The 23624-nt window shown below is 65.2% G+C and carries 25 protein-coding genes; 9 read left to right on the top strand and 16 right to left on the bottom strand.

The annotated features are described in order from the left end of the window. Nucleotides 1–40: 40 nt before the first annotated feature. Nucleotides 41–1228 carry a BaiN/RdsA family NAD(P)/FAD-dependent oxidoreductase gene (locus KAK09_RS12255; RefSeq protein WP_210879234.1) on the bottom strand — a complete coding sequence of 396 codons (1188 nt, stop codon included), beginning with the start codon at nucleotides 1226–1228 and terminating at the stop codon, nucleotides 41–43. Between the two features lie 121 nt (nucleotides 1229–1349). Here KAK09_RS12255 and KAK09_RS12250 point away from each other — a divergent pair, with 121 nt between their 5' ends. From KAK09_RS12250 to KAK09_RS12235, 4 genes are read left to right on the top strand one after another with little or no spacing between them, the layout of a single operon-like run. Then, a complete protein-coding gene (locus KAK09_RS12250) occupies nucleotides 1350–2513 on the top strand; it encodes a peptidoglycan glycosyltransferase FtsW (RefSeq protein WP_210879233.1) in 1164 nt (387 codons plus the stop codon). A 43-nt stretch (nucleotides 2514–2556) separates the two neighbouring features. Continuing rightward, the gene (locus KAK09_RS12245; RefSeq protein ID WP_210879232.1) at nucleotides 2557–3660 is read left to right on the top strand and encodes a UDP-N-acetylglucosamine--N-acetylmuramyl-(pentapeptide) pyrophosphoryl-undecaprenol N-acetylglucosamine transferase; all 1104 of its coding nucleotides are present in this window, start codon (nucleotides 2557–2559) and stop codon (nucleotides 3658–3660) included. A gap of 4 nt (nucleotides 3661–3664) precedes the next feature. After that, nucleotides 3665–5074 carry a UDP-N-acetylmuramate--L-alanine ligase gene (murC, locus tag KAK09_RS12240; protein ID WP_210879231.1) on the top strand — a complete coding sequence of 470 codons (1410 nt, stop codon included), beginning with the start codon at nucleotides 3665–3667 and terminating at the stop codon, nucleotides 5072–5074. After that, nucleotides 5071–5328 (top strand): DUF2484 family protein, encoded by a 258-nt coding sequence (locus KAK09_RS12235; RefSeq protein WP_210879230.1) that lies wholly within the window; start codon nucleotides 5071–5073, stop codon nucleotides 5326–5328. Before murC ends, KAK09_RS12235 begins: the two co-directional genes overlap by 4 nt. Before the next feature lie 84 nt (nucleotides 5329–5412). Here the strand turns inward: KAK09_RS12235 and KAK09_RS12230 are convergent, their stop codons facing one another. Then, nucleotides 5413–6912 carry a CoA-acylating methylmalonate-semialdehyde dehydrogenase gene (locus KAK09_RS12230; protein WP_210879229.1) on the bottom strand — a complete coding sequence of 500 codons (1500 nt, stop codon included), beginning with the start codon at nucleotides 6910–6912 and terminating at the stop codon, nucleotides 5413–5415. A 108-nt stretch (nucleotides 6913–7020) separates the two neighbouring features. On the opposite strand from KAK09_RS12230, the gene KAK09_RS12225 reads away from it, so the two are divergent. The 3 genes from KAK09_RS12225 to coaD all read left to right on the top strand — a co-directional run bounded on the left by KAK09_RS12225 (nucleotide 7021) and on the right by coaD (nucleotide 8966). Beyond that, on the top strand, nucleotides 7021–7914 hold the full coding sequence (locus KAK09_RS12225; RefSeq protein WP_210879228.1) for a LysR family transcriptional regulator: 894 nt from the start codon (nucleotides 7021–7023) through the stop codon (nucleotides 7912–7914). A 61-nt stretch (nucleotides 7915–7975) separates the two neighbouring features. Then, nucleotides 7976–8410 (top strand): CBS domain-containing protein, encoded by a 435-nt coding sequence (locus tag KAK09_RS12220; protein ID WP_210879227.1) that lies wholly within the window; start codon nucleotides 7976–7978, stop codon nucleotides 8408–8410. Nucleotides 8411–8474: 64 nt separating this feature from the next. Continuing rightward, nucleotides 8475–8966, top strand: a complete 492-nt coding sequence (gene coaD / locus KAK09_RS12215; RefSeq protein ID WP_210879226.1) for a pantetheine-phosphate adenylyltransferase — start codon at nucleotides 8475–8477, stop codon at nucleotides 8964–8966. A 4-nt stretch (nucleotides 8967–8970) separates the two neighbouring features. Here coaD and gap (KAK09_RS12210) read toward each other — a convergent pair whose 3' ends face one another. The 8 genes from gap (KAK09_RS12210) to KAK09_RS12175 form a co-directional block, all read right to left on the bottom strand. Further along, nucleotides 8971–9972: a type I glyceraldehyde-3-phosphate dehydrogenase gene (gap, locus tag KAK09_RS12210; protein WP_210879225.1), complete on the bottom strand. Its 1002-nt coding sequence runs from the start codon at nucleotides 9970–9972 to the stop codon at nucleotides 8971–8973. Between the two features lie 91 nt (nucleotides 9973–10063). Then, nucleotides 10064–10207: a hypothetical protein gene (locus KAK09_RS12205; RefSeq protein ID WP_210879224.1), complete on the bottom strand. Its 144-nt coding sequence runs from the start codon at nucleotides 10205–10207 to the stop codon at nucleotides 10064–10066. A gap of 62 nt (nucleotides 10208–10269) precedes the next feature. Further along, nucleotides 10270–10782: a helix-turn-helix transcriptional regulator gene (locus KAK09_RS12200; RefSeq protein ID WP_210879223.1), complete on the bottom strand. Its 513-nt coding sequence runs from the start codon at nucleotides 10780–10782 to the stop codon at nucleotides 10270–10272. Then, nucleotides 10779–11318, bottom strand: a complete 540-nt coding sequence (locus tag KAK09_RS12195; protein WP_210879222.1) for a cytochrome b/b6 domain-containing protein — start codon at nucleotides 11316–11318, stop codon at nucleotides 10779–10781. The genes KAK09_RS12200 and KAK09_RS12195 overlap by 4 nt, the downstream gene beginning before the upstream one ends. A 58-nt stretch (nucleotides 11319–11376) precedes the next feature. After that, nucleotides 11377–11625: a PepSY domain-containing protein gene (locus tag KAK09_RS12190; RefSeq protein WP_210879221.1), complete on the bottom strand. Its 249-nt coding sequence runs from the start codon at nucleotides 11623–11625 to the stop codon at nucleotides 11377–11379. Nucleotides 11626–11814: 189 nt separating this feature from the next. Further along, nucleotides 11815–12816, bottom strand: coding sequence for a type I glyceraldehyde-3-phosphate dehydrogenase (gene gap, locus KAK09_RS12185; RefSeq protein ID WP_210879220.1), 1002 nt, complete (start codon nucleotides 12814–12816; stop codon nucleotides 11815–11817). Between the two features lie 154 nt (nucleotides 12817–12970). Beyond that, complete coding sequence (locus KAK09_RS12180; protein ID WP_247651219.1) at nucleotides 12971–13687, bottom strand: CbiX/SirB N-terminal domain-containing protein; 717 nt, start codon at nucleotides 13685–13687, stop codon at nucleotides 12971–12973. After that, nucleotides 13684–14022 carry a TraR/DksA family transcriptional regulator gene (locus KAK09_RS12175; protein ID WP_210879219.1) on the bottom strand — a complete coding sequence of 113 codons (339 nt, stop codon included), beginning with the start codon at nucleotides 14020–14022 and terminating at the stop codon, nucleotides 13684–13686. Before KAK09_RS12175 ends, KAK09_RS12180 begins: the two co-directional genes overlap by 4 nt. An 82-nt stretch (nucleotides 14023–14104) precedes the next feature. Between KAK09_RS12175 and cysE the strand changes: the two genes are divergently transcribed. Continuing rightward, a complete protein-coding gene (gene cysE / locus KAK09_RS12170; RefSeq protein WP_210879218.1) occupies nucleotides 14105–14926 on the top strand; it encodes a serine O-acetyltransferase in 822 nt (273 codons plus the stop codon). A gap of 99 nt (nucleotides 14927–15025) precedes the next feature. On the opposite strand, the gene KAK09_RS12165 is transcribed toward cysE, so the two are convergent. The 4 genes from KAK09_RS12165 to KAK09_RS12150 all read right to left on the bottom strand — a co-directional run bounded on the left by KAK09_RS12165 (nucleotide 15026) and on the right by KAK09_RS12150 (nucleotide 19143). After that, complete coding sequence (locus KAK09_RS12165; RefSeq protein WP_210879217.1) at nucleotides 15026–16324, bottom strand: pyruvate dehydrogenase complex dihydrolipoamide acetyltransferase; 1299 nt, start codon at nucleotides 16322–16324, stop codon at nucleotides 15026–15028. A 13-nt stretch (nucleotides 16325–16337) separates the two neighbouring features. Then, the gene (locus tag KAK09_RS12160; protein WP_210879216.1) at nucleotides 16338–17714 is read right to left on the bottom strand and encodes a pyruvate dehydrogenase complex E1 component subunit beta; all 1377 of its coding nucleotides are present in this window, start codon (nucleotides 17712–17714) and stop codon (nucleotides 16338–16340) included. Nucleotides 17715–17729: 15 nt separating this feature from the next. Further along, nucleotides 17730–18740 (bottom strand): pyruvate dehydrogenase (acetyl-transferring) E1 component subunit alpha, encoded by a 1011-nt coding sequence (gene pdhA, locus KAK09_RS12155; protein WP_210879215.1) that lies wholly within the window; start codon nucleotides 18738–18740, stop codon nucleotides 17730–17732. A 106-nt stretch (nucleotides 18741–18846) separates the two neighbouring features. Further along, nucleotides 18847–19143 (bottom strand): FtsB family cell division protein, encoded by a 297-nt coding sequence (locus KAK09_RS12150; RefSeq protein ID WP_210879214.1) that lies wholly within the window; start codon nucleotides 19141–19143, stop codon nucleotides 18847–18849. Nucleotides 19144–19274: 131 nt separating this feature from the next. On the opposite strand from KAK09_RS12150, the gene KAK09_RS12145 reads away from it, so the two are divergent. After that, nucleotides 19275–20903 carry an acyl-CoA dehydrogenase family protein gene (locus KAK09_RS12145; protein ID WP_210879213.1) on the top strand — a complete coding sequence of 543 codons (1629 nt, stop codon included), beginning with the start codon at nucleotides 19275–19277 and terminating at the stop codon, nucleotides 20901–20903. Between the two features lie 13 nt (nucleotides 20904–20916). On the opposite strand, the gene KAK09_RS12140 is transcribed toward KAK09_RS12145, so the two are convergent. After that, nucleotides 20917–22227 (bottom strand): HlyD family type I secretion periplasmic adaptor subunit, encoded by a 1311-nt coding sequence (locus KAK09_RS12140; RefSeq protein WP_210879212.1) that lies wholly within the window; start codon nucleotides 22225–22227, stop codon nucleotides 20917–20919. Continuing rightward, on the bottom strand, nucleotides 22217–23338 hold the full coding sequence (locus KAK09_RS12135) for an ATP-binding cassette domain-containing protein (RefSeq protein ID WP_336244453.1): 1122 nt from the start codon (nucleotides 23336–23338) through the stop codon (nucleotides 22217–22219). Before KAK09_RS12135 ends, KAK09_RS12140 begins: the two co-directional genes overlap by 11 nt. Nucleotides 23339–23624: the final 286 nt, after the last annotated feature.

The following is a 23624-nucleotide window of genomic DNA, read 5'->3' as shown; positions in this document are numbered from 1 at the left end:
GGGCAAAGCTCTAATCTCAGCAAGAGACCAGTCCGGCCCGCTACCCCCGCGCCGCGATGGCCTGTCCCGCCACCCAGCCCGAGGACCAGGCCCACTGGAAACTGTAGCCGCCCAGCCAGCCCGTCACGTCCACCGCCTCGCCGATCGCGAAAAGGCCGGGCAGGTGGCGCGATTCCATCGTGGCAGATTCAAGCCCGCCAGTGGCGATGCCGCCCAGCGTCACCTCGGCGGTGCGGTAGCCCTCCGAGCCGGTGGGTTTCAGATGCCAGCCGCGCAGCGCCGCGATGATCGCGCCCAGCCGCGCGTCGGACTGGTCCCCGAGATTGCCCGCAAGGGCGAGCGAGGGCGCGAGATGGGTCACGAGCTTACCCGGCAGGTGCTGGCCCAGCACCGTTGTGAGGTTGCGGCGGCCCTCGCTCTGGCGCGCGGCGCGCAAGGCGCCATAAAGCGCGCCCTCGGGGTCGAGATCGAGGGTGATCGTCGCGCCCTCGCGCCAGAAGGACGAGATTTGCAGGATCGCAGGGCCGGACAACCCGCGATGGGTAAACAGCGCCGCCTCCTCGAAGGCCGCGCCGTTGCAGGTGGCGCGGACGGGCAGGGCGGTGCCCGAGAGCGGGGCAAAGGGTGCGTCCGAGAAGGTCAGCGGCACGAGGGCGGGGCGGGTCTCGGTCACGTCATGGCCGAACTGGCGCGCGATGTCATAGGCGAGCCCCGTGGCCCCCATCTTCGGAATCGACTTGCCCCCCGTGGCCAGCACGAGGTTGCGGGCGGTGATCGTGACGCGGATGCCTGCACGCTCCAGCACCGCGCGAAAGCGGTGGCCGTCATGGGCAATCTCCACAAGCCGCGTCGAAAGCCACAGATCGGCCCCCGCGCGCCGCGCCTCGGCCACCAGCATCGCCACGATCTGCGTGGCACGCCCGTCGCAGAACAACTGCCCCAGCGTTTTCTCGTGCCAGCCGATGCCGTGGCGCGATATGAGGTCGATGAAATCCCACTGGGTATAGCGCGCGAGCGCCGATTTGCAGAAATGCGGGTTCTGCGACAGGAAATTCTCTGGCCCCGCGTGAAGATTGGTGAAATTGCACCGCCCGCCGCCGGAAATGCGGATCTTCTCGCCTGGCGCGCTGGCATGGTCGATCACAAGTGCCCCCGGCCCGGCATGGGCCGCGCACATCAGCCCCGCCGCGCCCGCGCCAAGGATGAGGGTGGCAACCGCGCTTGTCATGGGGCGCGTCTGACGCGAAAACCCGCCCATTGGCAAGAGGTTCTGGCGCAGGGGCCGAAATGCGGCTAGACTGTGCCCCGAGACCCCGCAAAGGGGCGAACATAATCGAGGCGGCAGGCAGATGACGGAAATGGTCTATGGGGCAGTGCCCCTGCGGGACGCAGAGCCCGTTCTCCCCCGGTGGTGGCGCACGATCGATAAATGGTCGTTCTTCTCGGTGCTCATCCTCTTTGCCATCGGCATTCTTCTGGGGCTGGCGGCCTCTGTGCCATTGGCGGAAAAGAACGGATTTCCCCCCTTTCACTATGTTCAGCGACAGGTGTTCTTTGGCGGGCTTGCGCTTGTCGCCATGATGCTTGTCTCCATGCAGCGCCCCGAGACGGTGCGCAGGCTGGCGGTGCTGGGTTTCTTCGGCGCGCTGCTTGCGCTCATGATGCTGCCGGTCTTCGGCACGGATTTCGGCAAGGGCGCGGTGCGCTGGTACAGTCTCGGGTTTGCAAGCGTCCAACCTTCAGAATTCCTCAAGCCTGCCTTTGTCGTCGTCGCCGCCTGGATGATCGCGGCCAGCCACGAGATCGGCGGCCCACCGGGCCGGTTGTGGTCGTTTGTCATCATGGTGGTGATCCTCGGCTTTCTGGCAATGCAGCCCGATTTCGGGCAGGCGGCGCTGGTGCTGTTCGGATGGGGCGCGGTCTGGTTCGTGAGCGGCGCGCCGGTGACGCTGCTCCTGGTCATGGCGGCGGCGGTGGTTCTGGCGGGCTCTTTCGCCTATGCCAATTCCGAGCATTTCGCGCGGCGCATCGACGGGTTTCTCAGCCCCGAGGTGGACCCCACCACGCAGCTTGGATTTGCCACCAATGCGATCCGCGAGGGCGGTTTCTTTGGCGTAGGCGTGGGCGAGGGGCAGGTGAAATGGTCGCTGCCCGATGCGCATACCGATTTCATCATCGCTGTCGCGGCCGAGGAATACGGTCTCGTTCTGGTGCTCGCGATCATCGCGATCTATGCGGGGATTGTCGTGCGTTCCTTCCTGCGGCTCATGCGTGAGCGTGATCCGTTCATTCGCCTCGCGGGCACGGGTCTTGTCGCCATCTTCGGCGCGCAGGCGATGATCAACATGGGTGTCGCGGTGCGCCTGCTGCCGGCCAAGGGGATGACGCTGCCTTTCGTGAGCTATGGCGGATCGTCGCTGGTGGCGGGGGGAATCGCCCTGGGCATGTTGTTTGCCTTCACGCGCACACGGCCGCAGGGGCAGATCGGGGATATCCTGCGGGGGCGGCGATGATCGAGGCAGACGGTGGGTTGCCACCCACCCTACGAGGCATATGATGAGCGACAAGGCCCCCCTTCTGATCATCGCGGCTGGCGGCACCGGCGGGCACATGTTCCCCGCGCAGGCGCTGGCCGAGGTGATGTTGCGGCGCGGCTGGCGCGTGCGGCTCTCGACCGACATCCGCGGGGCACGCTACACCGGCGGCTTTCCACACTCGGTCGAAATCGCGCAGGTGTCCTCGGCCACCTTCGCGCGAGGCGGGATCGTCAACAAGCTGCTCGCGCCGCTGCATATCGCGGGCGGGATCCTTGGCACGGTGGTGCGGATGCTGCGCGAGCGGCCGGCGATGGTGGTGGGGTTCGGCGGTTATCCGAGCATCCCGGCGCTGGCGGCGGCCACGATCCTGCGCCTGCCGCGCATGGTGCACGAGCAGAACGGCGTGCCGGGGCGGGTCAACCGGTTTTTCGCGCGGCGCGTCGATCTTGTGGCTTGCGGCACCTGGCCCACCACCCTGCCCGAGGGGACGACGCGGGCCGAGCATGTGGGTAATCCAGTGCGCGCCGCCGTGCGCGAACGCGCAGGCGCGCCTTATATCCCGCCGGGCGATTACCCGATGTCGGTGCTGGTGATCGGCGGCTCTCAGGGCGCGCGCGTCCTGAGCGACGTGGTGCCAGGTGCCATCGCGGCTCTGCCCGACGAATTGTTGCGCCGCATCCGCGTGAGCCATCAGGCCCGTGACGAGGACGGGGCGCGTGTGGCACGCGCCTATGCCGGGGCGGGGATCGACGCGGATGTGCAGCCGTTTTTTCGCGATGTGGCGCGGCGCATCTCCGAGGCGCAGCTTGTCATCAGCCGTGCAGGGGCGTCGAGCCTTGCCGATCTGGCGGTGATCGGGCGGCCATCGATCCTCATCCCCTTCGCCGCCGCCGCCGACGACCACCAGAGCGCCAATGCGCGTGGGCTGGTCGGCGCGGGCGGCGCGATCCTCATTCCCGAGAGCCGGCTTGACACCGCCTCTCTTTCCACGCAGATCGCCGCCGTTCTGGGCGATGCGCGGGGGGCCACGCTGATGGCCGGGGCCGCGCTGTCGCAGGGCCGGCCCGAGGCTGCCGAACGGCTCGCCGATCTGGTCGAAGCGTTGGCAACGAAAGGAAACTGACACGATGAACGCCGCCACCAAGTTGCCCACCGATGTGGGCCCTTTGCATTTTGTGGGCATAGGCGGCATCGGCATGTCGGGCATCGCCGAGGTGCTGCTCAATCTCGGCTATGACGTGCAGGGCTCTGACCTCAAGGGGTCGAAGATCACCGAGCGGCTGGAAAGCCTGGGCGCGCGGGTCTTTGTCGGGCAGCGGGCCGAAAACCTCGATGGGGCCGAGGTGGTGGTGATTTCCTCCGCGATCAAGCCCGGCAATCCGGAACTGGACGAGGCGCGACAGCGCGGCCTGCCGGTGGTGCGCCGCGCCGAGATGCTGGCGGAGCTGATGCGGCTCAAGTCGAACATCGCGGTGGCGGGCACCCATGGCAAGACCACCACCACGACGCTGGTGGCGGAACTGCTGGTCAAGGGCGGGATCGACCCGACGGTGATCAATGGCGGTGTCATCCACGCCTATCGCAGCAATGCGCGCATGGGGCAGGGCGAATGGATGGTGGTCGAGGCCGACGAGAGCGACGGCACCTTCAACCGCCTGCCCGCGACCATCGCCATCGTCACCAATATCGACCCCGAGCATATGGAGCACTGGGGCACTATCGAGCGACTGCGGCAGGGATTTCACGATTTCGTCTCCAATATCCCGTTCTATGGCCTTGCGGTCTGCTGCACCGATCACCCCGAGGTGCAGGCGCTGGTGGGGCGGATCACCGACCGGCGGGTGCTGACCTTCGGCTTCAACGCGCAGGCCGATGTGCGCGCGGTCAATCTGCACTATGAGGCGGGGGGGGCGCGGTTCGATGTGGCGCTTCAGGCCGAGGGCAAGCTGATTGAAGGCTGTTCTCTGCCCATGCCCGGCGATCACAACGTGTCGAACGCGCTGGCCGCCGTCGCCGTGGCGCGGCATCTGGGCGTGCCGCGCGCGACAATCCGCGATGCGCTGTCGGAGTTCGGCGGCGTCAACCGCCGCTTTACCCGCGTGGGCGAGGTGGGCGGCGTCACGGTGATCGACGATTACGGCCATCACCCGGTGGAGATCGCGGCCGTGCTGCGCGCGGCGCGGCAGGCCTCTACGGGGCGCGTGATCGCCGTGCATCAGCCGCATCGGTATTCGCGGCTGTCGAGCCTTTTCGAGGAGTTCTGTGCCTGTTTCAACGAGGCCGACGTGGTGGGCATCGCCGATGTCTATGCTGCAGGCGAAGACCCGATCCCCGGTGCCAGCCGTGACGATCTGGTGGCAGGCCTCATCCGCCACGGCCACCGACAGGCGGTGGCCATCGGATCGGAGGACGATCTGGAACGGTTGGTGCGCGAGACCGCACGGCCGGGCGACATGGTGGTGTGCCTCGGCGCAGGCACGATTTCTGCCTGGGCCAACGGCCTGCCGGCGCGGCTCGGGCGGGCTGGGGCGAGGTGACGGGCTCGCTTCTTGTGGCCTGTCTCTGGGCCGTGGCTGCGAACCTGCTCGCGATGCTTCCCTCGCGCGACAATCACTGGAGTCGCGCCTACGGGCTGATTGCGATCGGGGTGCCGATCCTGGGGCTGGTGACGTGGCAGAACGGGCCGTGGGTGGGCCTTGTGGTGCTGGTGGCTGGGATGAGCGTGCTGCGCTGGCCGGTGATCTATCTTGCCCGCTGGTTTCGGCGGCGCCTTGGTCCGCGGGGCCTGTGACGGCATTGATTGCCTTATGACGGGTGCCCCGGCCCGACGGGCCGGGGCTTTGCGTATCGGGTGGGCGGCACCCCCCGGAACGGATCAGTCCATCGCCTTGAAGTTGAATTCGCCGCCTTCCTTGATCCCCGACGGCCAGCGCGCTGTCACGGTCTTGGTGCGGGTGTAGAACTTGAACGAATCCGGGCCGTGCTGGTTGAGATCGCCAAAGCCGGACTTCTTCCATCCGCCGAAGGTGTGATAGGCCAGCGGCACGGGGATCGGCACGTTGATGCCGACCATGCCGACGTTGACACGCGCCGCGAAATCGCGGGCGGCGTCGCCGTCGCGGGTAAAGATCGCGGTGCCATTGCCGTATTCGTGGTCCATCGCCAGTTTCAGGGCCTCCTCGTAAGAGGCTGCGCGCACGGTCGAGAGCACGGGGCCAAAGATTTCCTGTGTGTAGATGTCCATATCCGGCGTCACGCGGTCAAAGAGGTGCGGGCCGACAAAGAAGCCGTCCTCGTAGCCCTGCAATTTGAAATTGCGGCCATCGACAACCAACTCGGCACCCTGTGCGATGCCGGATTCGACAAGGCCAAGGATGCGCTGCTTGGCCTCTGCGGTGACGACGGGGCCGTAATCCACGTCATTTCCGGCCGTATACGGCCCCACTTTCAGCTTTTCGATACGCGGCACGAGTTTCTCGATCAGGCGGTCGGCGGTTTCGTCGCCCACCGGGACCGCGACCGAGATGGCCATGCAGCGTTCGCCCGCCGCGCCATAGCCCGCGCCGATGAGGGCATCGGCGGCCTGATCCATATCGGCATCGGGCATGATGATCATGTGGTTCTTGGCGCCGCCAAAGCACTGCACCCGCTTGCCGTTGGAACAGCCACGGCCATAGATATATTGCGCAATCGGGGTCGAGCCGACAAAGCCGATGGACTGGATCACCTCATGGTCGAGGATCGCGTCCACCGCAACCTTGTCGCCGTTGACGACTTGCAGGATTCCCTTGGGCAGCCCGGCCTCTTCCATCAGTTCGGCCAGCATCAGCGGCACCGAGGGGTCACGCTCGGACGGTTTGAGGATGAAGGCGTTGCCGCAGGCCAGCGCGGGCGCGAACATCCACATCGGGATCATGGCCGGAAAGTTGAAGGGCGTGATGCCCGCCGTCACGCCAAGCGCCTGACGCATGGAATAGATGTCGATGCCGGGGCCTGCGCCATCGGTGAATTCACCCTTGAGCATGTGCGGCGCGCCGATGCAGTATTCGACCACTTCCAGACCACGCTGAATATCGCCCTTGGCGTCGGGAAAGGTTTTGCCATGCTCGCGCGAGAGCGCCTCGGCCAGCTTGTCCATATCGCGGTTGAGCAGGCGGACGAATTCCATCATGACGCGCGCCCGGCGCTGCGGGTTGGTGGCGGCCCAAGCGGGCTGTGCGGCTTGGGCGGCGGCGACGGCGACGTTCATTTCCTCGACACTGGCCAGCGGGCATCTGGCCTGCACTTCGCCGGTGGCGGGGTTGAACACGTCCGAATAACGGCCCGATGTGCCCTTCACATGGGCGCCGTTAATGTAATGGGTCAGGTCCTGCATGGCTTTCTCCTCCTGAATTGCGCGTTGCCCGGAGCCTAGCCTTGCAAAACTCGATGAAAAAGAGGCAAGATCCCATTATGGATTTGCATTTGTGCAAAGGGGGCGGGGATGATGCCGCATTGGGATGATATGCGCATTTTCCTTGCCGTGGCGCGCGAGGAAAGCCTGTCTGGTGCGGGGCGTGTGCTGCGGATTGATCCGGCCACCGTGGGCCGCCGCGTCGCGCGGCTGGAGGAAGACCTTGGCGCGCCACTCTTTGCCAAATCTCCGACCGGCTATGCACTCAGCGAGGCGGGCGCGCGCCTCATGGTTCACGCGATCCGCGCCGAACAGGCGATGGAGGCGGCGGCGAGCGAGTTGGGTGGGCAGGCGGGCGGCCTCTCGGGGCAGATCCGTATCGGCGCGCCGGATGGTTGCGCCAATTTCCTTCTGCCGCAGGTCTGTGCAGCCATCGGGGCCGATAACCCGGATCTGGAAATCCAGATCGTCGCGCTGCCGCGCGTCTTCAACCTCACGCGGCGCGAGGCGGATATGGTCATTGCCGTCAGCCCGCCGACAGCCGGTCGCTTGACGGTGCAGAAGATCACTGATTATCGCCTGCATCTCGCGGCCTCGCCCGCCTATCTGCGTGCCCATCCCCCCATCGAGCGGCTGGAGGATCTGCGCGGCCATCGCATCGTCGGCTACATCCAGGACATGATCTTTGACCGCGAACTGGATTACCTGAGCGAGGCGGGGATTACGCATGTGGATCTCGCGTCCAATTCCGTCTCTGTGCAACTCAACCTTGTGCGGCAGGGGGCGGGCATCGGCGTGTTGCACGATTTCTCGCTGCCGTGGCTGTGCGCGGTCAAGGTGTTGCCCGACCAACTTTCGCTCATTCGGAGCTTCTATCTGGTGCGCCATGCCGATGACCGACGGCTGGAGCGGCAGAATCGATTTGCCACAGCCCTTGTCGAGGGGCTGCGCGCCGAGGTGGCGCAACTGGAGGCCGAGGCTTGACAGAACTTTTTTAGTGGATCACGCTGACGTTATCGACATTTTATTTCGGAAGGGTCCCGACATGCTCGTTCAGCAGATTCTGAAATCAAAGGGCGATAGCGGCGTGATCACCATCACACCCGAAACGCCGGTGTCGGAAGTGGCGAGCATTCTCGCCGAGCGCCGGATCGGCGGTGTGGTCGTTTCCTCCGATGGCGAGCGGCCCGAAGGGATCCTGTCGGAGCGCGATATCGTGCGGGCGTTGGCGGTCCGGGGCGCGCCCTGCCTTCAGGAAACCGCGAGCCAGATGATGACGCGCAACCCCGTCTGCTGCACGCGGCAGGATACTTCGGACGCGGTGTTGGCGCGCATGACCGATGGCCGGTTCCGGCACATGCCGGTGGTCGAAAACGGCAAGCTGGTGGGGATTGTCACCATCGGTGACGTGGTCAAGGCGCGACTGGAAGAGTTGTCGATGGAGAAAAGCGCACTGGAAGGGATGATCATGGGCTACTGAGGGGCTTGCATCGGCGCGCGCAATCTTGTTGCGTGCCCGGCAAATCCCAGAATGGAGCCGTCCCATGCGCATCGCCCTTTATCCCGGCACTTTCGACCCGATCACGCTTGGCCATATCGACATCATCCGCCGCGCGGCGATGCTGGTTGACCGGCTGGTGATCGGTGTGGCGATCAACCGCGACAAGGGGCCGCTGTTTTCGCTCGAAGAGAGGGTGGCGATGATCGAGGCGGAATGCGTGGTGCTGTCGGATCTGACCGGCACCGAGATCGTGGTGCATCCCTTCGAGAACCTGTTGATCAACTGCGCCCATGATGTCGGCGCGCAGATCATCATTCGAGGGTTACGCGCGGTGGCGGATTTCGAATATGAATTCCAGATGGTCGGCATGAACCGCGCGCTCGACAATTCGGTCGAGACGGTGTTTCTGATGGCTGATGCGGGGCATCAGGCGATTGCCTCGAAACTGGTCAAGGAAATCGCGCGGCTTGGCGGGGATGTGACGAAATTCGTCACCTCTCCGGTCAAGGCGGCGCTGGCTGGGAAATACGGCTGACGGCTCAGGCTGCGCGCGCCATCGCCGAGGCCACGTCAAGCATCCGGTTGGAAAAGCCCCATTCATTGTCATACCAGGCCAGCACGCGGGCAAGGTGGCCCTCCATCACGCGGGTCTGGTCGGTGGCGAAGATGGCGCTCATCGGGTTGTGGTTGAAGTCGGATGACACCAGTTCGCGCCCCGTGACATCGAGGATGCCATTGAGCGAACCGGCGGCTGCCTGCACAATCGCGGCGTTGATCTCGTCAACGCTTGTGTCGCGCGCGGCCTCGAATGTCAGATCGACCGCACTCACATTGGGCGTAGGCACGCGGATGGCGGTGCCGTCGAGACGGCCCGCAAGGGCCGGCAGGACCAGACCCACCGCGCGCGCCGCCCCGGTGGTGGTGGGGATGATGTTGATCGCTGCGCCGCGCGCGCGATAGAGGTCGCGATGCATGGTGTCGAGCGTCGGCTGATCGCCCGTGTAGCTATGGATCGTGGTCATGAAGCCGCGCGTGATGCCGATGACCTCATGCAGCACCTTGGCCACGGGGGCGAGGCAGTTGGTGGTGCAGGATGCGTTTGACACGATCAAATCTGCCGCTGTCAGGTCGCCATGGTTGACCCCGTAGACCACCGTGCGGTCCGCGCCCGTGGAAGGGGCCGAGACAAGCACGCGCCCGGCCCCGTTCTTCAGGTGCCGCGCGGCGGCATCGCGATCGGTGAAGATTCCAGTGCATTCCAGCACGATATCCACATCGCCCCAGGGCAGTGCCTCGGGATCGCGCAGGGCGGTCACGCGGATCGGGCCGCGCCCGACGTCGATCATGTCACCGTCAACCTTGACCGAACCGGGAAAGCGCCCGTGCACGCTGTCGAATTCCAGCAGGTGGGCGTTCGTCTCGACCGGTCCGAGATCATTGATGGCGATGATCCGCAGATCGTCACGCCCCGATTCCACAAGCGCGCGGAGCACGGTCCGCCCGATCCGTCCGAAACCGTTAATGGCGAGGGTCGTTGTCATGGCGTGGTCTCCCGCGTTTGTTAGCGCTAACGTGTCGGCGCGAACATACGCGAAAACGGGTGTCTGTCAATCCGCCCGCAAACGAAAGTGATCAGCGCCAGAAGGCGAGATAGTCAATCAGGTCCATCAACTTGCGCGCCACAAACAGCGATCCGGCCATGTCGTTTCGCAGAATATCATAGCCAAATCCGACGACGATCATAGCGCCGAGCGCAAGCGCGATCTTGTTGGTCATGGGCGGCCTTTCGACAAACTCGCCCACAATCTTGCCCGAGCGCGCACGCCCGCGCAAGCCAATCAGCCTGCGCGCCCCACCAGCGGCGCACCCATCAGGTCATCGACCAGAAGCCCTAGCAGCGCGCCGCGCCCCGAGACACCGGCCTTGCGATAGACGGCGTTCAACTGCGCCTTGACCGTGCCCTCGGCAGAGCCGCGCAACTGCGCCGTCTCGGCGATGGAAAAGCCCTTGATCGCGAACATGGCCACATCGGCCTCGGCCGGGGTCAGGTCCCAGCGGTCGAAATGCGCCAGCACGATCTCGTGAAACGCCCCGGCCGCAATCGAGACCTGATCCTCCAGATGTGCCTTGCGCCGCAGAAGCCGCATCAGATACCGCGTCTCGAACACGATGGCCGAGATCAGGGCCAGAGCGGCCAGCGTCTCGGTGGCGATATGCACATTGGCCAGCGATCGAATCCCGTAGGGGCGGATATCGGCCAGCACATCCCACAGGAAGAAGGCGGCGCAGAGGCTCTGCACCGCGATCAGCCCGATCAGCATCGGGATACTGTCCTGCGCGCTTCTGGTCATTCCACGATCCGGATATCATCCGGCACGCGCTTTGTCCCCGTGACCATCGCGCGCGGCAGGTTCACACCGGTGCGGCGGCTCTCGAAGATGACGGCGGCGATATGGGCGAGAACCGAGACGCTGGCCCAGATAAACAGCAACTCGTGCAGTTCCTCGACCCATTCCGATCCCCAGAAGGTGGTCGTGGTCATCATCCAGCCTGTCAGGCCAAGCGCCAGCATCGTCGCCAGCAGATTCACGATCATTAGCGCCCCCAGTGGGGAGTGGCCCAGATGTGCGCGGCGGCGGCCCGTGGCGATATCGCCGATCTGTCCGCTCACGGCGCCGGGGCGCGGCAGGAAGCTGGCAAAGCGCTGGCGCCTCGGGCCGACAAGGCCCCAGATCAGGCGCAGACCCACCAACGCGACGATCACGTAACCGACCCATTCATGGGCCTTGCTGTCATCGTCGATGGCAAGGGCATTGGCAGCGAACAAAAGGACCAGCGACCAATGGAACAGGCGCACGAACGGATCCCATATCTTGTGTTCGATCATGTCGGCAACTCCCGTTGCGAAAGGGGGCCGGGGTGGTTGACCGCCCCGGCGCGAAGGTTCAGTCGTCAATCTTGGTCCTGACGATCTCGAACTTCTCGTTGAGATAGATCTCGTATTTCACCCCGTCCTTGACGGCATAGGCTTCGTAAAGGCCGTCGTCTTTCTTGACGCGCCGCACCTCATAGCCCTGCTCGGTGAGCGTGGCGGTGATCGCGTCGGTCGTGGCCGGATCGATCTTCTTGTAGTCCGAGGCCAGCGCAGCGCCGCCAAGCGAGATGGCGAGAACAAGTGCGATGATGCGTTTCATGGGTGGCTCCTTTCGGTGACGTGTATGGCCGGCCGGAATGGCGTGGCTGAACCCCAGATGGCAGCGATGCGCCCCGCGCACCATGCAACCGAAGTGCGAAAACAGGCGCGTATAACCGGGGTTTAGGGCGGTCACCAAAAGAAAAGGCCCCGGCGCGAGGACCGGGGCCTTGTCGTGAAAGCGCTCGGCTTATTGCAGCCGGCCCATGGCCACGGCCACATCGGCCATGCGGCACGAAAATCCCCATTCGTTGTCATACCAGGCAAGCACCCGCACCAACCGCTTGCCGGTGACCTTGGTCAGGTCGGGCGCGAAGATCGAGCTTTCCTCGGTGTGGCTGAAATCGATCGAGACCTTGGGTTCCGGATCGTAGCCGAGAATGCCCTTCATTGCGCCCGTCGCTGCTTCGGCAACAACCTCGTTCACGTCAGCCTTGGTCACGTCGCGGGCCGCGATGAAGGTCAGGTCAACCGCCGAGACATTGGGCGTGGGCACACGGATGGCCGATCCGTCAAGACGGCCTGCCAGTTCCGGCAACACCTCGCCAAGCGCCTTGGCGGCCCCGGTGGAGGTGGGAATCATCGACATGGCCGCGGCACGCGCGCGGTAGAGGTCATTGTGGCGGCGGTCCAGCGTCGGCTGATCGCCGGTATAGGCGTGGATCGTGGTCATGATGCCGCTTTCGATGCCGATCCCCTCGTGCAGGACCTTGGCCAGCGGCGCGAGGCAGTTGGTGGTGCACGACCCGTTCGAGATCATCTTTTCGCCCGATTGCAGCATCGCATCGTTGACGCCGAAGACCACGGTGCGATCCACATTCTTGGCGGGGGCCGAAATCAAGACCTTGCGCGCGCCGCGCTCCAGATGCGCGCGGGCCTTGGCCCCGTCATTGAACTTGCCGGTGCATTCGAGCACAACATCGACGCCTTCCCAGTCCAGTTCGTCGAGATTGTAGGTGGACATGACCTCGATCGGACCACGCCCAAGATCGAGCGTGTTACCCGCTATCGTGATCGGGTGGCCAAAGCGGCCATGCACGCTGTCATAGCGCATCAGGTGCGCGGAGGTCTCGATCGGGCCAGTGGCGTTGACCTTGACGACCTCGATATCGTTGCGCAGGCTCTCGGAGATATGGGCGAGCGTGCAGCGGCCAATACGGCCGAAACCGTTGATGCCGACGGTAATGGTCATGGGGCGTCTCCTGTTCGGAATTTACGCGCGGTATAGACGGGGCACGCGCGTTCGGAAAGCCGCAATGCAGATATTTTTGGTCATTTTTCAGCGTGTTAGCGGTAACCGTTATCGCAAAACCGGGCTGCGCTGGTGTGGTGGCGCTAACGATGCCTCAGGCCGAGTCGGCAATCTCGCGCGCCACAAGGTCGGGCACGGCGGGGGCGGTGCCGATGGGCCGCAGGCGTTGTCCGGCAAAGCCTGTGGCGTCGAGCGCCTCGGGCACATCGTCCACGACATGCCCGCCCTCGGCGGCAAAGAAGGGCAGGCAGAGGCTCTTTTCGCCCAGCCCCCGTGCCGCATCGGCCAGATATGGCGCCTCTTCGACAAAACCCACACGGATTTCGGCCAGCGGCAGCAGCGCGCCAAGTGCGGCGGCAAAGGCGCGGGTGTCGCGCGCGGAATTGGGGCTGCGCCCGGAGCCATGCGCGGCGATGAATACCTGCACCTCTGACGGCACCCACCCCGCTGCCGCGATCCTGTCACGCAAGAGATCGGCGGCGAGCGCGGGCAGGGCGGGCGAGACGCCCAATGGCCGCAGGATGACGGCCTCGGGCGCGGCGCTCAGCCTCTTGCGCAGGGCGTCGCCGGTGAACCAGCCTTCTGTCATGAAAAGCGGATAGATGCGCGGCGCGGGGCCGGCGGCGGCCAGCGCCGCGTCAAGCGCGCCGGGCCTGGCCAACGTCGCTGCGCCGACATGCCAGCCTGGCAGGGCCTCTGATACGCGTTGCGCGAAGGCCACAAGCTCCGCCTCCGCCGGATCCGGGTCGGAGGGTTGGCCGTGGCTGACGATGATGGCGAATTGCTGCATGGCCTCCCTCAGCGCGGTCATCCCCTGGCGCAGGAGATGCAGCGCGTGATCGCGGGGTCAAGGGTGAGGCGCGCCGTGGCGATCTCTTCGCCGCAATCCTCGCACCAGCCAAACTCGCCTTCGTCGAGGCGCGTAAGCGCCGCGCGCAGGCGCCGCCGCTCGATATCGCGCCGGGCATGGGTGGCGCGTGCCATGGCCTGCGATTGCAGCGCGTCCTGCCGGCTCAGCCGCCCGACGGCCTGCTGATCCAGTTCCACCGTGGCCTGCCCCGCCTCGCCGCGTGCGTCCTCTTCGTCGATTTCGGTAAGCCGCGCGGTGATCCGCGCGCGAAAGGCGGTTTGCGTCTTGTCGTCCATCGCCCTAAATCCCCACAGCCGGAGTGGATTTTCACTGCCCCGGCGCTCTGTTATACTGAGAGCGTTACAAGGAGACCAGCCCGTGCCGCATATCAAATCCAAACTGGCCGAATTCGATCCCGTCTGGGTGCAGATCGCGCAGGAGGCGCGGGCAGCGATTGCCGATGAGCCGCTGATGGGCGGCCTCATTCATTCCAGCGTGCTGCACCATGGCAGCTTCGAATCGGCGCTGGCCTACCGGATTTCGCTCAAGCTGGCCTCGCCCGAGATGCCGGAGCAGATCCTGCGCGAGATTTGTGACAAGGCGCTGGCGGCCGATTCGGCCATCGGCCTGTCGGCGCGCGCCGATATCGTCGCGGTGCGCGACCGTGACCCGGCTTGCGACCGGTTCCTGTTGCCGCTCTTGTTCTTCAAGGGCTATCAGGCGGTGCAATGCCACCGCATCGCGCATTGGCTCTGGCGCGAGGGGCGGCGCGACCTGGCACGGTTCTTCCAGATGCGCTCGTCCGAGGTATTCGGCGTGGATATCCACCCGGCGGCAAAGATCGGCAAGGGCATCATGATCGACCACGCCCATTCCATCGTCATCGGTGAAACGGCGGTGGTGGGCGACAATGTCTCGATGCTCCATTCTGTGACGCTTGGCGGCACCGGCAAGGAGGAAGAGGACCGACACCCCAAGATCGGCGACGGCGTGCTGATCGGGGCGGGGGCCAAGGTGCTTGGCAATATCCGGGTCGGTCAGTGCTCGCGCATTGCTGCCGGTTCGGTGGTGTTGCAGGAGGTGCCGCCCTGCAAGACAGTGGCGGGCGTGCCCGCGCGCATCGTCGGCGAGGCGGGTTGCGATCAGCCAGCGGTCAGCATGGATCAGCTTCTGGGCGTGCGGGGCAGCGACGAGGGCTGACGCGCACGGGGCCGTCCAGTGCCGGCGCAACAACGCGTCAGAGCGCCGGTCGCGCCCATAAAGCGGGCGTATGCCCCGACCAAAGGCCGGGGCCCCCGTTCAGGCCAGCATCACCATCGGATTTTCAAGGTTTTCGACGATCTGCCGAAGCAGTTCCGCGCCGAGCGCGCCGTCGATCACCCGGTGATCCACCGACAGCGTCACCGACATGACCGTGGCCACGGTCAATTCGCCATCCGTGCCCACCACCGGCTTTTTCAGCCCCGCACCAACGGCGAGGATCGCGCCATGCGGCGGGTTGATCACCGCGTCGAAATTCTCGATCCCGAACATGCCAAGGTTGGAAATGGCGAAGGTGCCGCCCTGATATTCCTGCGGGGCCAGCTTGCGGTCGCGGGCGCGCTTGGCCAGATCCTTCATCTCGGCACTGAGGGCCGAGAGCGATTTCATCTCGGCATCTTTCAGCACCGGCGTGAACAGTCCGCCCTCGATGGCCACGGCCACCGCCACGTCAGAGGGTTTCAGGCGCAGCACCTTGTCACCGGCCCAGACGGCATTGGCATCCGGCACCGCCTGAAGAGCGAGCGCGCAGGCCTTGATGATGAAGTCGTTGACGCTGAGCTTGACGCCACGCGGCTCAAGCTGCTTGTTCAACTCGGCGCGGAATTTCATCAGCGCGTCGAGACGGATTTCGCGGCGCAGATAGAAATGCGGCACGGTCTGCTTGGCTTCGGTCAGGCGCGCGGCGATGGTCTTGCGCATTCCGTCCAGCTTGACCTCCTCATAGGCGCGGCCCTGATACATCGCCACCACGGCATCCGACGACGGGCCAGAGGGGGCAGCGGCGACCGGGGTCGCCGCCTTGGGTGCCGGGGTCTCAGCATCCGCAGCGGCGGGGGCGGCTTTGGCCCCTTCCACATCCGCCTTGACGATCCGGCCATGCGGGCCAGAGCCGGTAATCCCTGCAAGATCAATGCCCTTTTCCGCCGCGATCCGGCGCGCGAGGGGTGAGGCAAAGACCCGATCACCCTCAGCCGATTTCGGCGCGGCGGGGGCAGTTTTGGCGGCACTTGCGGCTTGCGGTGCGGCCTCAGTTTGCTTGGCCGCCGGGGCCTCGGCCTTGGCCGGGGCGCTGGAAATATCCGCAGCACTCTCGCCCTCGTCCAGCATCACCGCGATGGGGGTGTTGACCTTGACCCCTTCGGTGCCAGCGGCCACGAGAATCTTGCCCACGACCCCCTCATCCACCGCCTCGAATTCCATCGTGGCCTTGTCGGTTTCAATCTCGGCCAAGAGGTCGCCCGCCGCAACGGTATCACCCTCCTTGACCAGCCATTTGGCCAGTGTGCCCTCTTCCATCGTGGGCGAGAGGGCGGGCATCAGAATTTCAATTGCCATTGTCGTCTCTCCCTCAGCGATAGGTGACTTGGCGCACGGCGTCGATCACCTCGGCGGTAGAGGTCAGCGCCAGCTTTTCCAGATTGGCCGCGTAGGGCATCGGCACATCCTTGCCGGTGCAGTTGATCACCGGCGCGTCGAGATAATCGAAGGCCTTTTGCATCAGCACGGACGAGATATGGTTGCCGATCGAGGCCACCGGCCAGCCCTCTTCGACGGTCACGCAGCGGTTGGTTTTCATCACCGAGGCAATCACCGTGTCGGTATCCATCGGGCGCAGGGTGCGCAGATCGATCACCTCGGCACTGATGCCGTCCTCGGCCAGCTTGTCGGCGGCCTCGAGCGCATAGGTCATGCCGATCCCAAAGCTGACGATGGTCACATCCGTGCCCTCGCGCCAGATTTTTGCCTTGCCGAAGGGAATGGTGAAATCGTCGAGTTTCGGCACCTCGAAGGAGCGGCCGTAGAGGATTTCATTCTCCAGGAACACGACCGGGTTGGGATCGCGAATGGCGGTTTTCAGAAGGCCCTTGGCGCAGGCGGCCGAATAGGGCTGGACCACGCGAAGCCCCGGCACCTGCGCATACCAGGCGGCGTAGTCCTGGCTGTGTTGCGCGCCGACACGCGCCGCCGCCCCGTTGGGGCCGCGAAAGACGATGGGGCTGCCCATCTGCCCGCCCGACATGTAGAGCGTCTTGGCGGCAGAGTTGATGATCTGGTCAATCGCCTGCATGGCGAAGTTCCAGGTCATGAATTCAACGATGGGGCGCAGACCGCCCCAGGACGCGCCTACGCCGATCCCGGCAAAGCCATGCTCGGTAATGGGCGTGTCGATCACGCGTTTCGCGCCGAATTCTTCGAGCAGGTTCTGGGTGATCTTGTAGGCGCCCTGATACTCGGCCACCTCCTCGCCCATGATGAACACCGTGTCGTCGCGGCGCATTTCCTCGGCCATGGCGGCGTTGAGAGCCTCGCGGACGGTCTTCTTCTCGGTCTCGGTGCCCTCGGGCCAGTCGGGGCTGGTGTCGGATTGGGGGGCCTCGGGTGCCTTGGCCTGCGCCGGGGCGGATTTCGGGGCCTCTGCCTTGTCCTCGGTCGCCTGCGGCGCCGGGGCGCTCGCGGTGCTGGCAACGTTGTCGGCGCTCTCGCCTTCCTCCAGCAGTACGGCAATGGGCGTGTTGACCTTCACGCCCTCGCTGCCCTCCGCGACAAGGATCTTGCCCACGGTGCCTTCATCCACCGCCTCGAATTCCATCGTGGCCTTGTCGGTCTCGATCTCGGCAAGGATATCACCCGCCTTGACGCTGTCGCCCTCCTTCACCAGCCATTTGGCAAGGGTGCCTTCCTCCATCGTGGGGGAGAGGGCGGGCATGAGAATTTCGGTTGCCATTGTCGTCTCTCCTCCTCAGGCGTTCTGCGGTGCGGCGTCAGCGATGATATCGGTCCATAGCTCTTCGACCGCAGGCTCGGGGCTTTCCTTGGCGAATTCAGCGGACTTGTTGACGATGTCCTTGATGTCCTTGTCGATGGCCTTGAGATCGTCCTCCGACGCATGACTGCCCGACAGCAGAAGGTCGCGCACATGCTCGATGGCGTCCTTCTCGTCGCGCATCTTCTGGACCTCCTCGCGGGTGCGGTACTTCGCGGGGTCGGACATGGAGTGGCCGCGATAGCGGTAGGTCTTGATTTCAAGGATATACGGGCCCTTGCCCGCGCGGCAGTGCGCGACCGCCTTTTCGCCAGCCGCCTTGACGGCGAGCACGTCCATGCCGTCCACCGCCTCGCCGGGGATGCCGAACGCCTCGCCGCGGGTGTAGATATCGGGCGTCGAAGTAGAGCGTTTCTGCGAGGTTCCCATCGCATACTGGTTGTTCTCGATCACGAAGATCACCGGCAGCGCCCAGAGGGCGGCCATGTTGAAGGTCTCATAGACCTGTCCCTGATTGGCCGCGCCATCGCCGAAATAGGTGAAGGTCACGCGGTCATTGCCAAGGTATTTGTCGGCGAAGGCAAGCCCCGCGCCAAGCGGCACATTGGCGCCGACGATGCCATGACCGCCATAGAACCGCTTTTCGGTCGAGAACATGTGCATCGACCCGCCCTTGCCACGGCTATAGCCACCCTCGCGGCCCGTGAGTTCGGCCATGACGCCATTGGGATCCATCCCGCAAGCGAGCATATGGCCGTGGTCTCGGTAGGTGGTGATGCGGCGGTCGCCCTCTTCGGCGGCGGCCTCGAGTCCGACGACAACGGCCTCCTGCCCGATATAGAGATGGCAGAAGCCGCCAATCAGCCCCATGCCATAAAGCTGCCCCGCCTTCTCCTCGAATCGGCGGATGAGCAACATGTCGCGGTAATACTTTTTAAGGTCTTCGGCGGAAACATTTGGTTTTGCGGCGCTTTTCCGGGGGGCCATGCGGGTGCTCCTCCTTGGTGGCGGAAATGGTTTAACGCTAAACCATTTCTTACACCAATCGCGGTGCGGTTGCGAGAAGGAATTTTCCGTGGCGTCGTTTCCCGTGTCAGCGGATCACGATTTCGTCCGCGCGCAACAGGCCGAGCACGTCGCGGGCCTGCTCATCGAGCAGATCGAGATCGAGAAACCCGTCCGAGAGCCGCCGGGTCAGGATTTCCATCCGCGCCACCTCGGTCTCAAGCCGTGCGAGCTGTATCCGCAACTCGGCGCTTTGTGCCTTGATCTCGGCGCGGCGGAATAGGCCATGGTCCCCCTGCACTGCGGCAAAGGTGAAATAGGCCCCCAGAAAAAAGGCGACGGAGAGCACGGCAAGGCTCCCCCAGACTGTGTTTCGTGCGGTCATGCTGCTTTCGTGCCTCGGTTTGCGTCTCTTGGGGCGCTTTGCCACAGCATGACACAAGCGTGGTGGCTTGTGAATCCCTCTTTCGCCCTGCGCGCCCGCAGCTTAGCATTCCGGATGAAAGGAGTGCCGCGATGACCGATAGTCCCGCCCATGATCGCCTGAGCACCCATGAGGTGATCAATCAGCCTGGACAGCGGGGCGATCTCGACCTCTGGGCCGATGATCCGGCGCTCTGCGATCACGGCGCGGCGGCGGGGGCGGATGTCGGGCGGCTCATGGATTTCGGGGCGACGATCGGCACCGCCGAAATGCGCGCCCTGGGGCGCGACGCAAACCGCCATCCGCCGGAACCCGTCCTCTTTGACGCGGGCGGGCGCAGGCTTGACGAGGTCCGCTTTCACCCGGCCTATCACCGGCTGATGCAGGCTGGGCTGAGCGCGGGCTATGCCGCGCTCCCGTGGGAGGGGGCTGCGGGCGGCCACGCCACCCATGCCGCCATGGTCTATCTCATGAGCCAGGTGGAGCCGGGTGTGTGCTGTCCGTTGACCATGACCTATGCCGCGGTGCCCGCGCTCAGGGCCGACAAGGCGCTGCTTGCCGAATGGGTGCCCAAGCTGACCGCGCGGCTTTATGATCCCGCGACACGACCGCTTGCGCGCAAGGGCGGGGCGACCATGGGCATGGCGATGACCGAGAAACAGGGCGGTTCGGACATTCGCGCCAACACCACCCGCGCCGAGGCTGTCGGCGACCACTACCGCCTCACGGGGCATAAATGGTTCTGCTCCGCGCCCATGTCCGACGGGTTTCTCACATTGGCACAGGCCAAGGGGGGGCTCACCTGTTTTCTCGTTCCTCGCTGGCTCGAGGGGGGGCGCAATACCATCCATATTCAGCGGCTCAAGGAGAAACTGGGCAATCTTGCCAACGCCTCGGCCGAGATCGAGTATCACGGGGCCATCGCATATCGGCTGGGCGAGGAGGGCGATGGCGTGCGCACCATCCTCGAGATGGTGCACCACACGCGGCTCGATACCGCCATGGCCCCGGCGGGGCTGATGCGCGCGGCGCTCTCAGAGGCACATCACTGGGCGCGCCACCGCTGCGCGTTTCAGAAACGCCTCATCGACCAGCCGCTGATGCGCGCCGTTCTGGCCGATCTGGCGCTCGACTGGGAGGGCACGCTGGCGCTTGGCCTGCATGTGGCGCGCGCCTTCGACGGGCAGGGAGAGGCGGCGCGCGCCTTTGCCCGGCTCGGCGTGGCACTGGCCAAGTTTCTCGGCAACAAGCTCTGCCCCGGTCTGGTCTACGAGGCGATGGAGTGCCTGGGCGGCATGGGTTATGTCGAGGATACGCCCCTGCCGATGCTCTACAGAGAGGCCCCGCTCAATTCGATCTGGGAAGGCTCGGGCAATGTGATCTGCCTCGACATCCTGCGCACGCTGCGCCGCGAGCCGCTGGCGGGCGAGGTGCTGGCTGCCGAACTGGCGACCGTGGCGGGGCAGGACCGGCGCTTTGACGCTGCGATGCAGGCGCATATGCAGGCGTTTCCGAAACTGCCCGAGGAGGGGCAGGCGCGGTTCCATGCCGAGAGCCTTGCCACGCTGCTGACCGCGTCGGTGCTGATGCGCCACGCGCCGGGGGCGGTGGCGGGGGCCTATGTTGCCACGCGGCTGAGCGAGCCACGCGGGCGTGTCGCGGGCGCGATTGCAGGGATCGACACGGACGTGGTGCTGGCGCGGCTTGGTGATCCGGGCTGAGGGCGCGCCCGGTTCAGTCCCGCAGCGCGCGATCCTTGACGCGCACGACCGGCTTGAGGATATAGTCGAGCACGGTCTTGCGCCCGGCAAGGATATCGGCCTGCGCCACCATGCCGGGCATGATTTCGACCTCGACTCCGTCAGCGTCGAGGATGGTGTCGGTGGTGCGGATCTCGACGACGAACACCTCTTCCTCGCTGCGCTCCGAGCGGGTGATCGTGTCGGCGCCGATGCGCAGGATCTCGCCCGAGAGGCTGCCATAGCGCGCCGCGTCATAGGCCGTGATCGTCACCTTCGCCGGCTGGCCGGGATAGAGAAAGGCGATGTCATCTGGGCGCACATAGGCCTCGACCAGAAGCGTGTCGTCGAGTGGCACGATCTCGATCAAGTCCTCGCCCGGACGCGCCAGCGCGCCAAGGGTCGAGCGGTGAATGCGGTTCACGATTCCGCGCACCGGCGCTGTGATACGCGCGCGCGCGGCGCGGCTTTGCAGCGCGGGCAGCGCGGGCTTCAGCGCCGCGAGCTCTGCCGTCGCCGTGGCCAGATCGGTGAGCGCCGCGCTGCGAAAGCGGCTCTGCTGCGCGGCGATGCGGTCGTCGATTTCGTCGAGCGCGGATTGCAGCCGGTCAAGCGCGGCCCCGGCCCGCACTTCCCGGCCGCGCCATTCCGCCTCGGACCGGCGCAGCGACAGAAGCGTGGTCGCAGGCTCCATCCCGCGCTTGACCAGCGGCTCCATCATCTCGCGTTCCTCGCCAAGAACGGCCAGCGTTTCCAGCGCGGTCAACCGGTCCACCAGGCCCTCCTGGTATTCCTGCCGCCGTTGCAGGCGCTGGCGTTCGAGAATGTCGATCTCGGACTGCAATTCGGCCTGCCGACCGCGAAAAAGCGCCGTTTCCGAGGTCACTACATCCCCCGCGCGTCTTACCAGATCGGGGTTGAAGGTCAGATCGATGCCGTCGATCTCGGCCTGCAACCGCGCGATCCTGGCCATCAACCCGTAGGCGCGCTGCTGTTCCTGGTCCAGCTGGCTGTCCAGGATCGTGCCATCCAGTTCCATCAGCAGATCGCCCTTGTCGACCACCTGACCCTCGCGGACATGCAGCGCCTGAAGTACGCCCGGTTCCGCCGCCTCGATCACCTGCACCGAGGCCGAGGGCACGATGCGCCCGTCGGCGCGGGTCACATCGTCGATCTCGGTGCGCGCGGCCCAGATGACGGCGGTCGCCAGAAAGGCGAGTATGGTGAATAGCAGAAGCGATCCGCGCAGCGGCGAGCGCCCGCGCATCTCGCGGGCAAGCTGGTCGAGATCGTGGTTACGCGCCATCCTTGCCCCCCGCCGCCTGACGCGCGGCGCGCGCCAGGATCGACTTGTCGCCATCGGCGCCAACGCGCCCGTCCTCGATCACGATCACCCGGTCCACCAGATCCAGCAGGCTGGTGCGATGGGTCACCACGATCAGCGTCCGGTCGCGTGCCTCGTCCCTGAGGCGGGCGATCACCGCGCGTTCGTTCTGCACGTCCATCGCGCTTGTCGGCTCATCAAGCAGCAGCACCGGGGGGCGTCCGACCAGTGCGCGCGCCAGCGAAATTGCCTGTTTCTGCCCGCCCGAAAGCCCCTCGCCCCGTTCCGCCAGCATCAGGTCATAGCCCGAGGGGTGGCGGGCGATGAACGCCTCGACCCCGGCTATGCGGGCGGCCTCGAGGATGTCGGAATCACGCGGGCGGCGTGCGCCAATGGCGATGTTCTCGCGCACGGTGCCCGAAAACAGCCATACATCCTGCAAGACAGAACCGATATTGCGCCGCAGGTCACCAGGATCGATCTGTCGGATATCGGTGTCATCCATCAGCACCGCACCCTGATCGGGCGCGTAAAGCCCCAGCAGAAGCCGCGCCACCGTGCTCTTGCCCGATCCGATCCGCCCGAGGATCGCGACTTTCTCGCCGGGCTCGATGGTGAAACTCACGCCCTTGAGTGCGGCAACCGGCTGGTCTGGATAGGTGAAATGAACGTTGTCGAAACGGATCCGGCCGTCGAGGCGCGGACGGCTCAGCCAGTGGCGGCCCTGCGGGCGCTCGCTGTCGGCGCGCATCAGCGCATCAAGGCTGCGATAGGAATTGCGCGCCTGATTGAGCCGGGTCAGCGTCTGCGCAAGCTGGGCCAGCGGTGCCAGCGCGCGCCCGGTCAGGATCACGCTGGCAATGAGCGCGCCCATGCTCACCTCGCCCGCCGTGATCAGGAACACGCCGTAGAACACGATCATCACCTGCGCGGATTGTTGGGTAAAGCTGGTGGCGTTCATCGCCAGTTGCGTGACGCCGCGGGCGCGTGTGCCGTGTTCGGACTGGCGGGCGATCGCATCCTCCCAGCGGGCGCGCATTCGCCGCGCTGCACCCGTAGCCTTGATCGTTTCCAGCCCCGAGACGGTTTCCACCAGAACGCCCTGTTTCGACTGCCCATCCCTGAAACTGAGAACGGCGGTGCAAAATTAGGCCACGGTAGCGGCGGGATAGTCTCGCTGCGGGCGGAGTAAAATTCTGCCACTTTTCCCTTCTTGCGGCTGCAGGGAGGGTGGGGAGATCTATACCGTGGAACTTTACAAGAAGGTCCGTCTGGCGTGTGGCGAGGGCATGAGCGCGCGGGCGGCGGCGAAGCATTTCAACATTTCTCGCGGGACGGTTGAGAAGATGTTGGCCTTTTCGGTGCCGCCTGGCTATCGG

Source organism: Roseovarius autotrophicus (assembly GCF_018069895.1).
GTDB lineage: Bacteria > Pseudomonadota > Alphaproteobacteria > Rhodobacterales > Rhodobacteraceae > Roseovarius > Roseovarius autotrophicus.
This window is presented reverse-complemented; position numbering and strand designations above follow the sequence as displayed.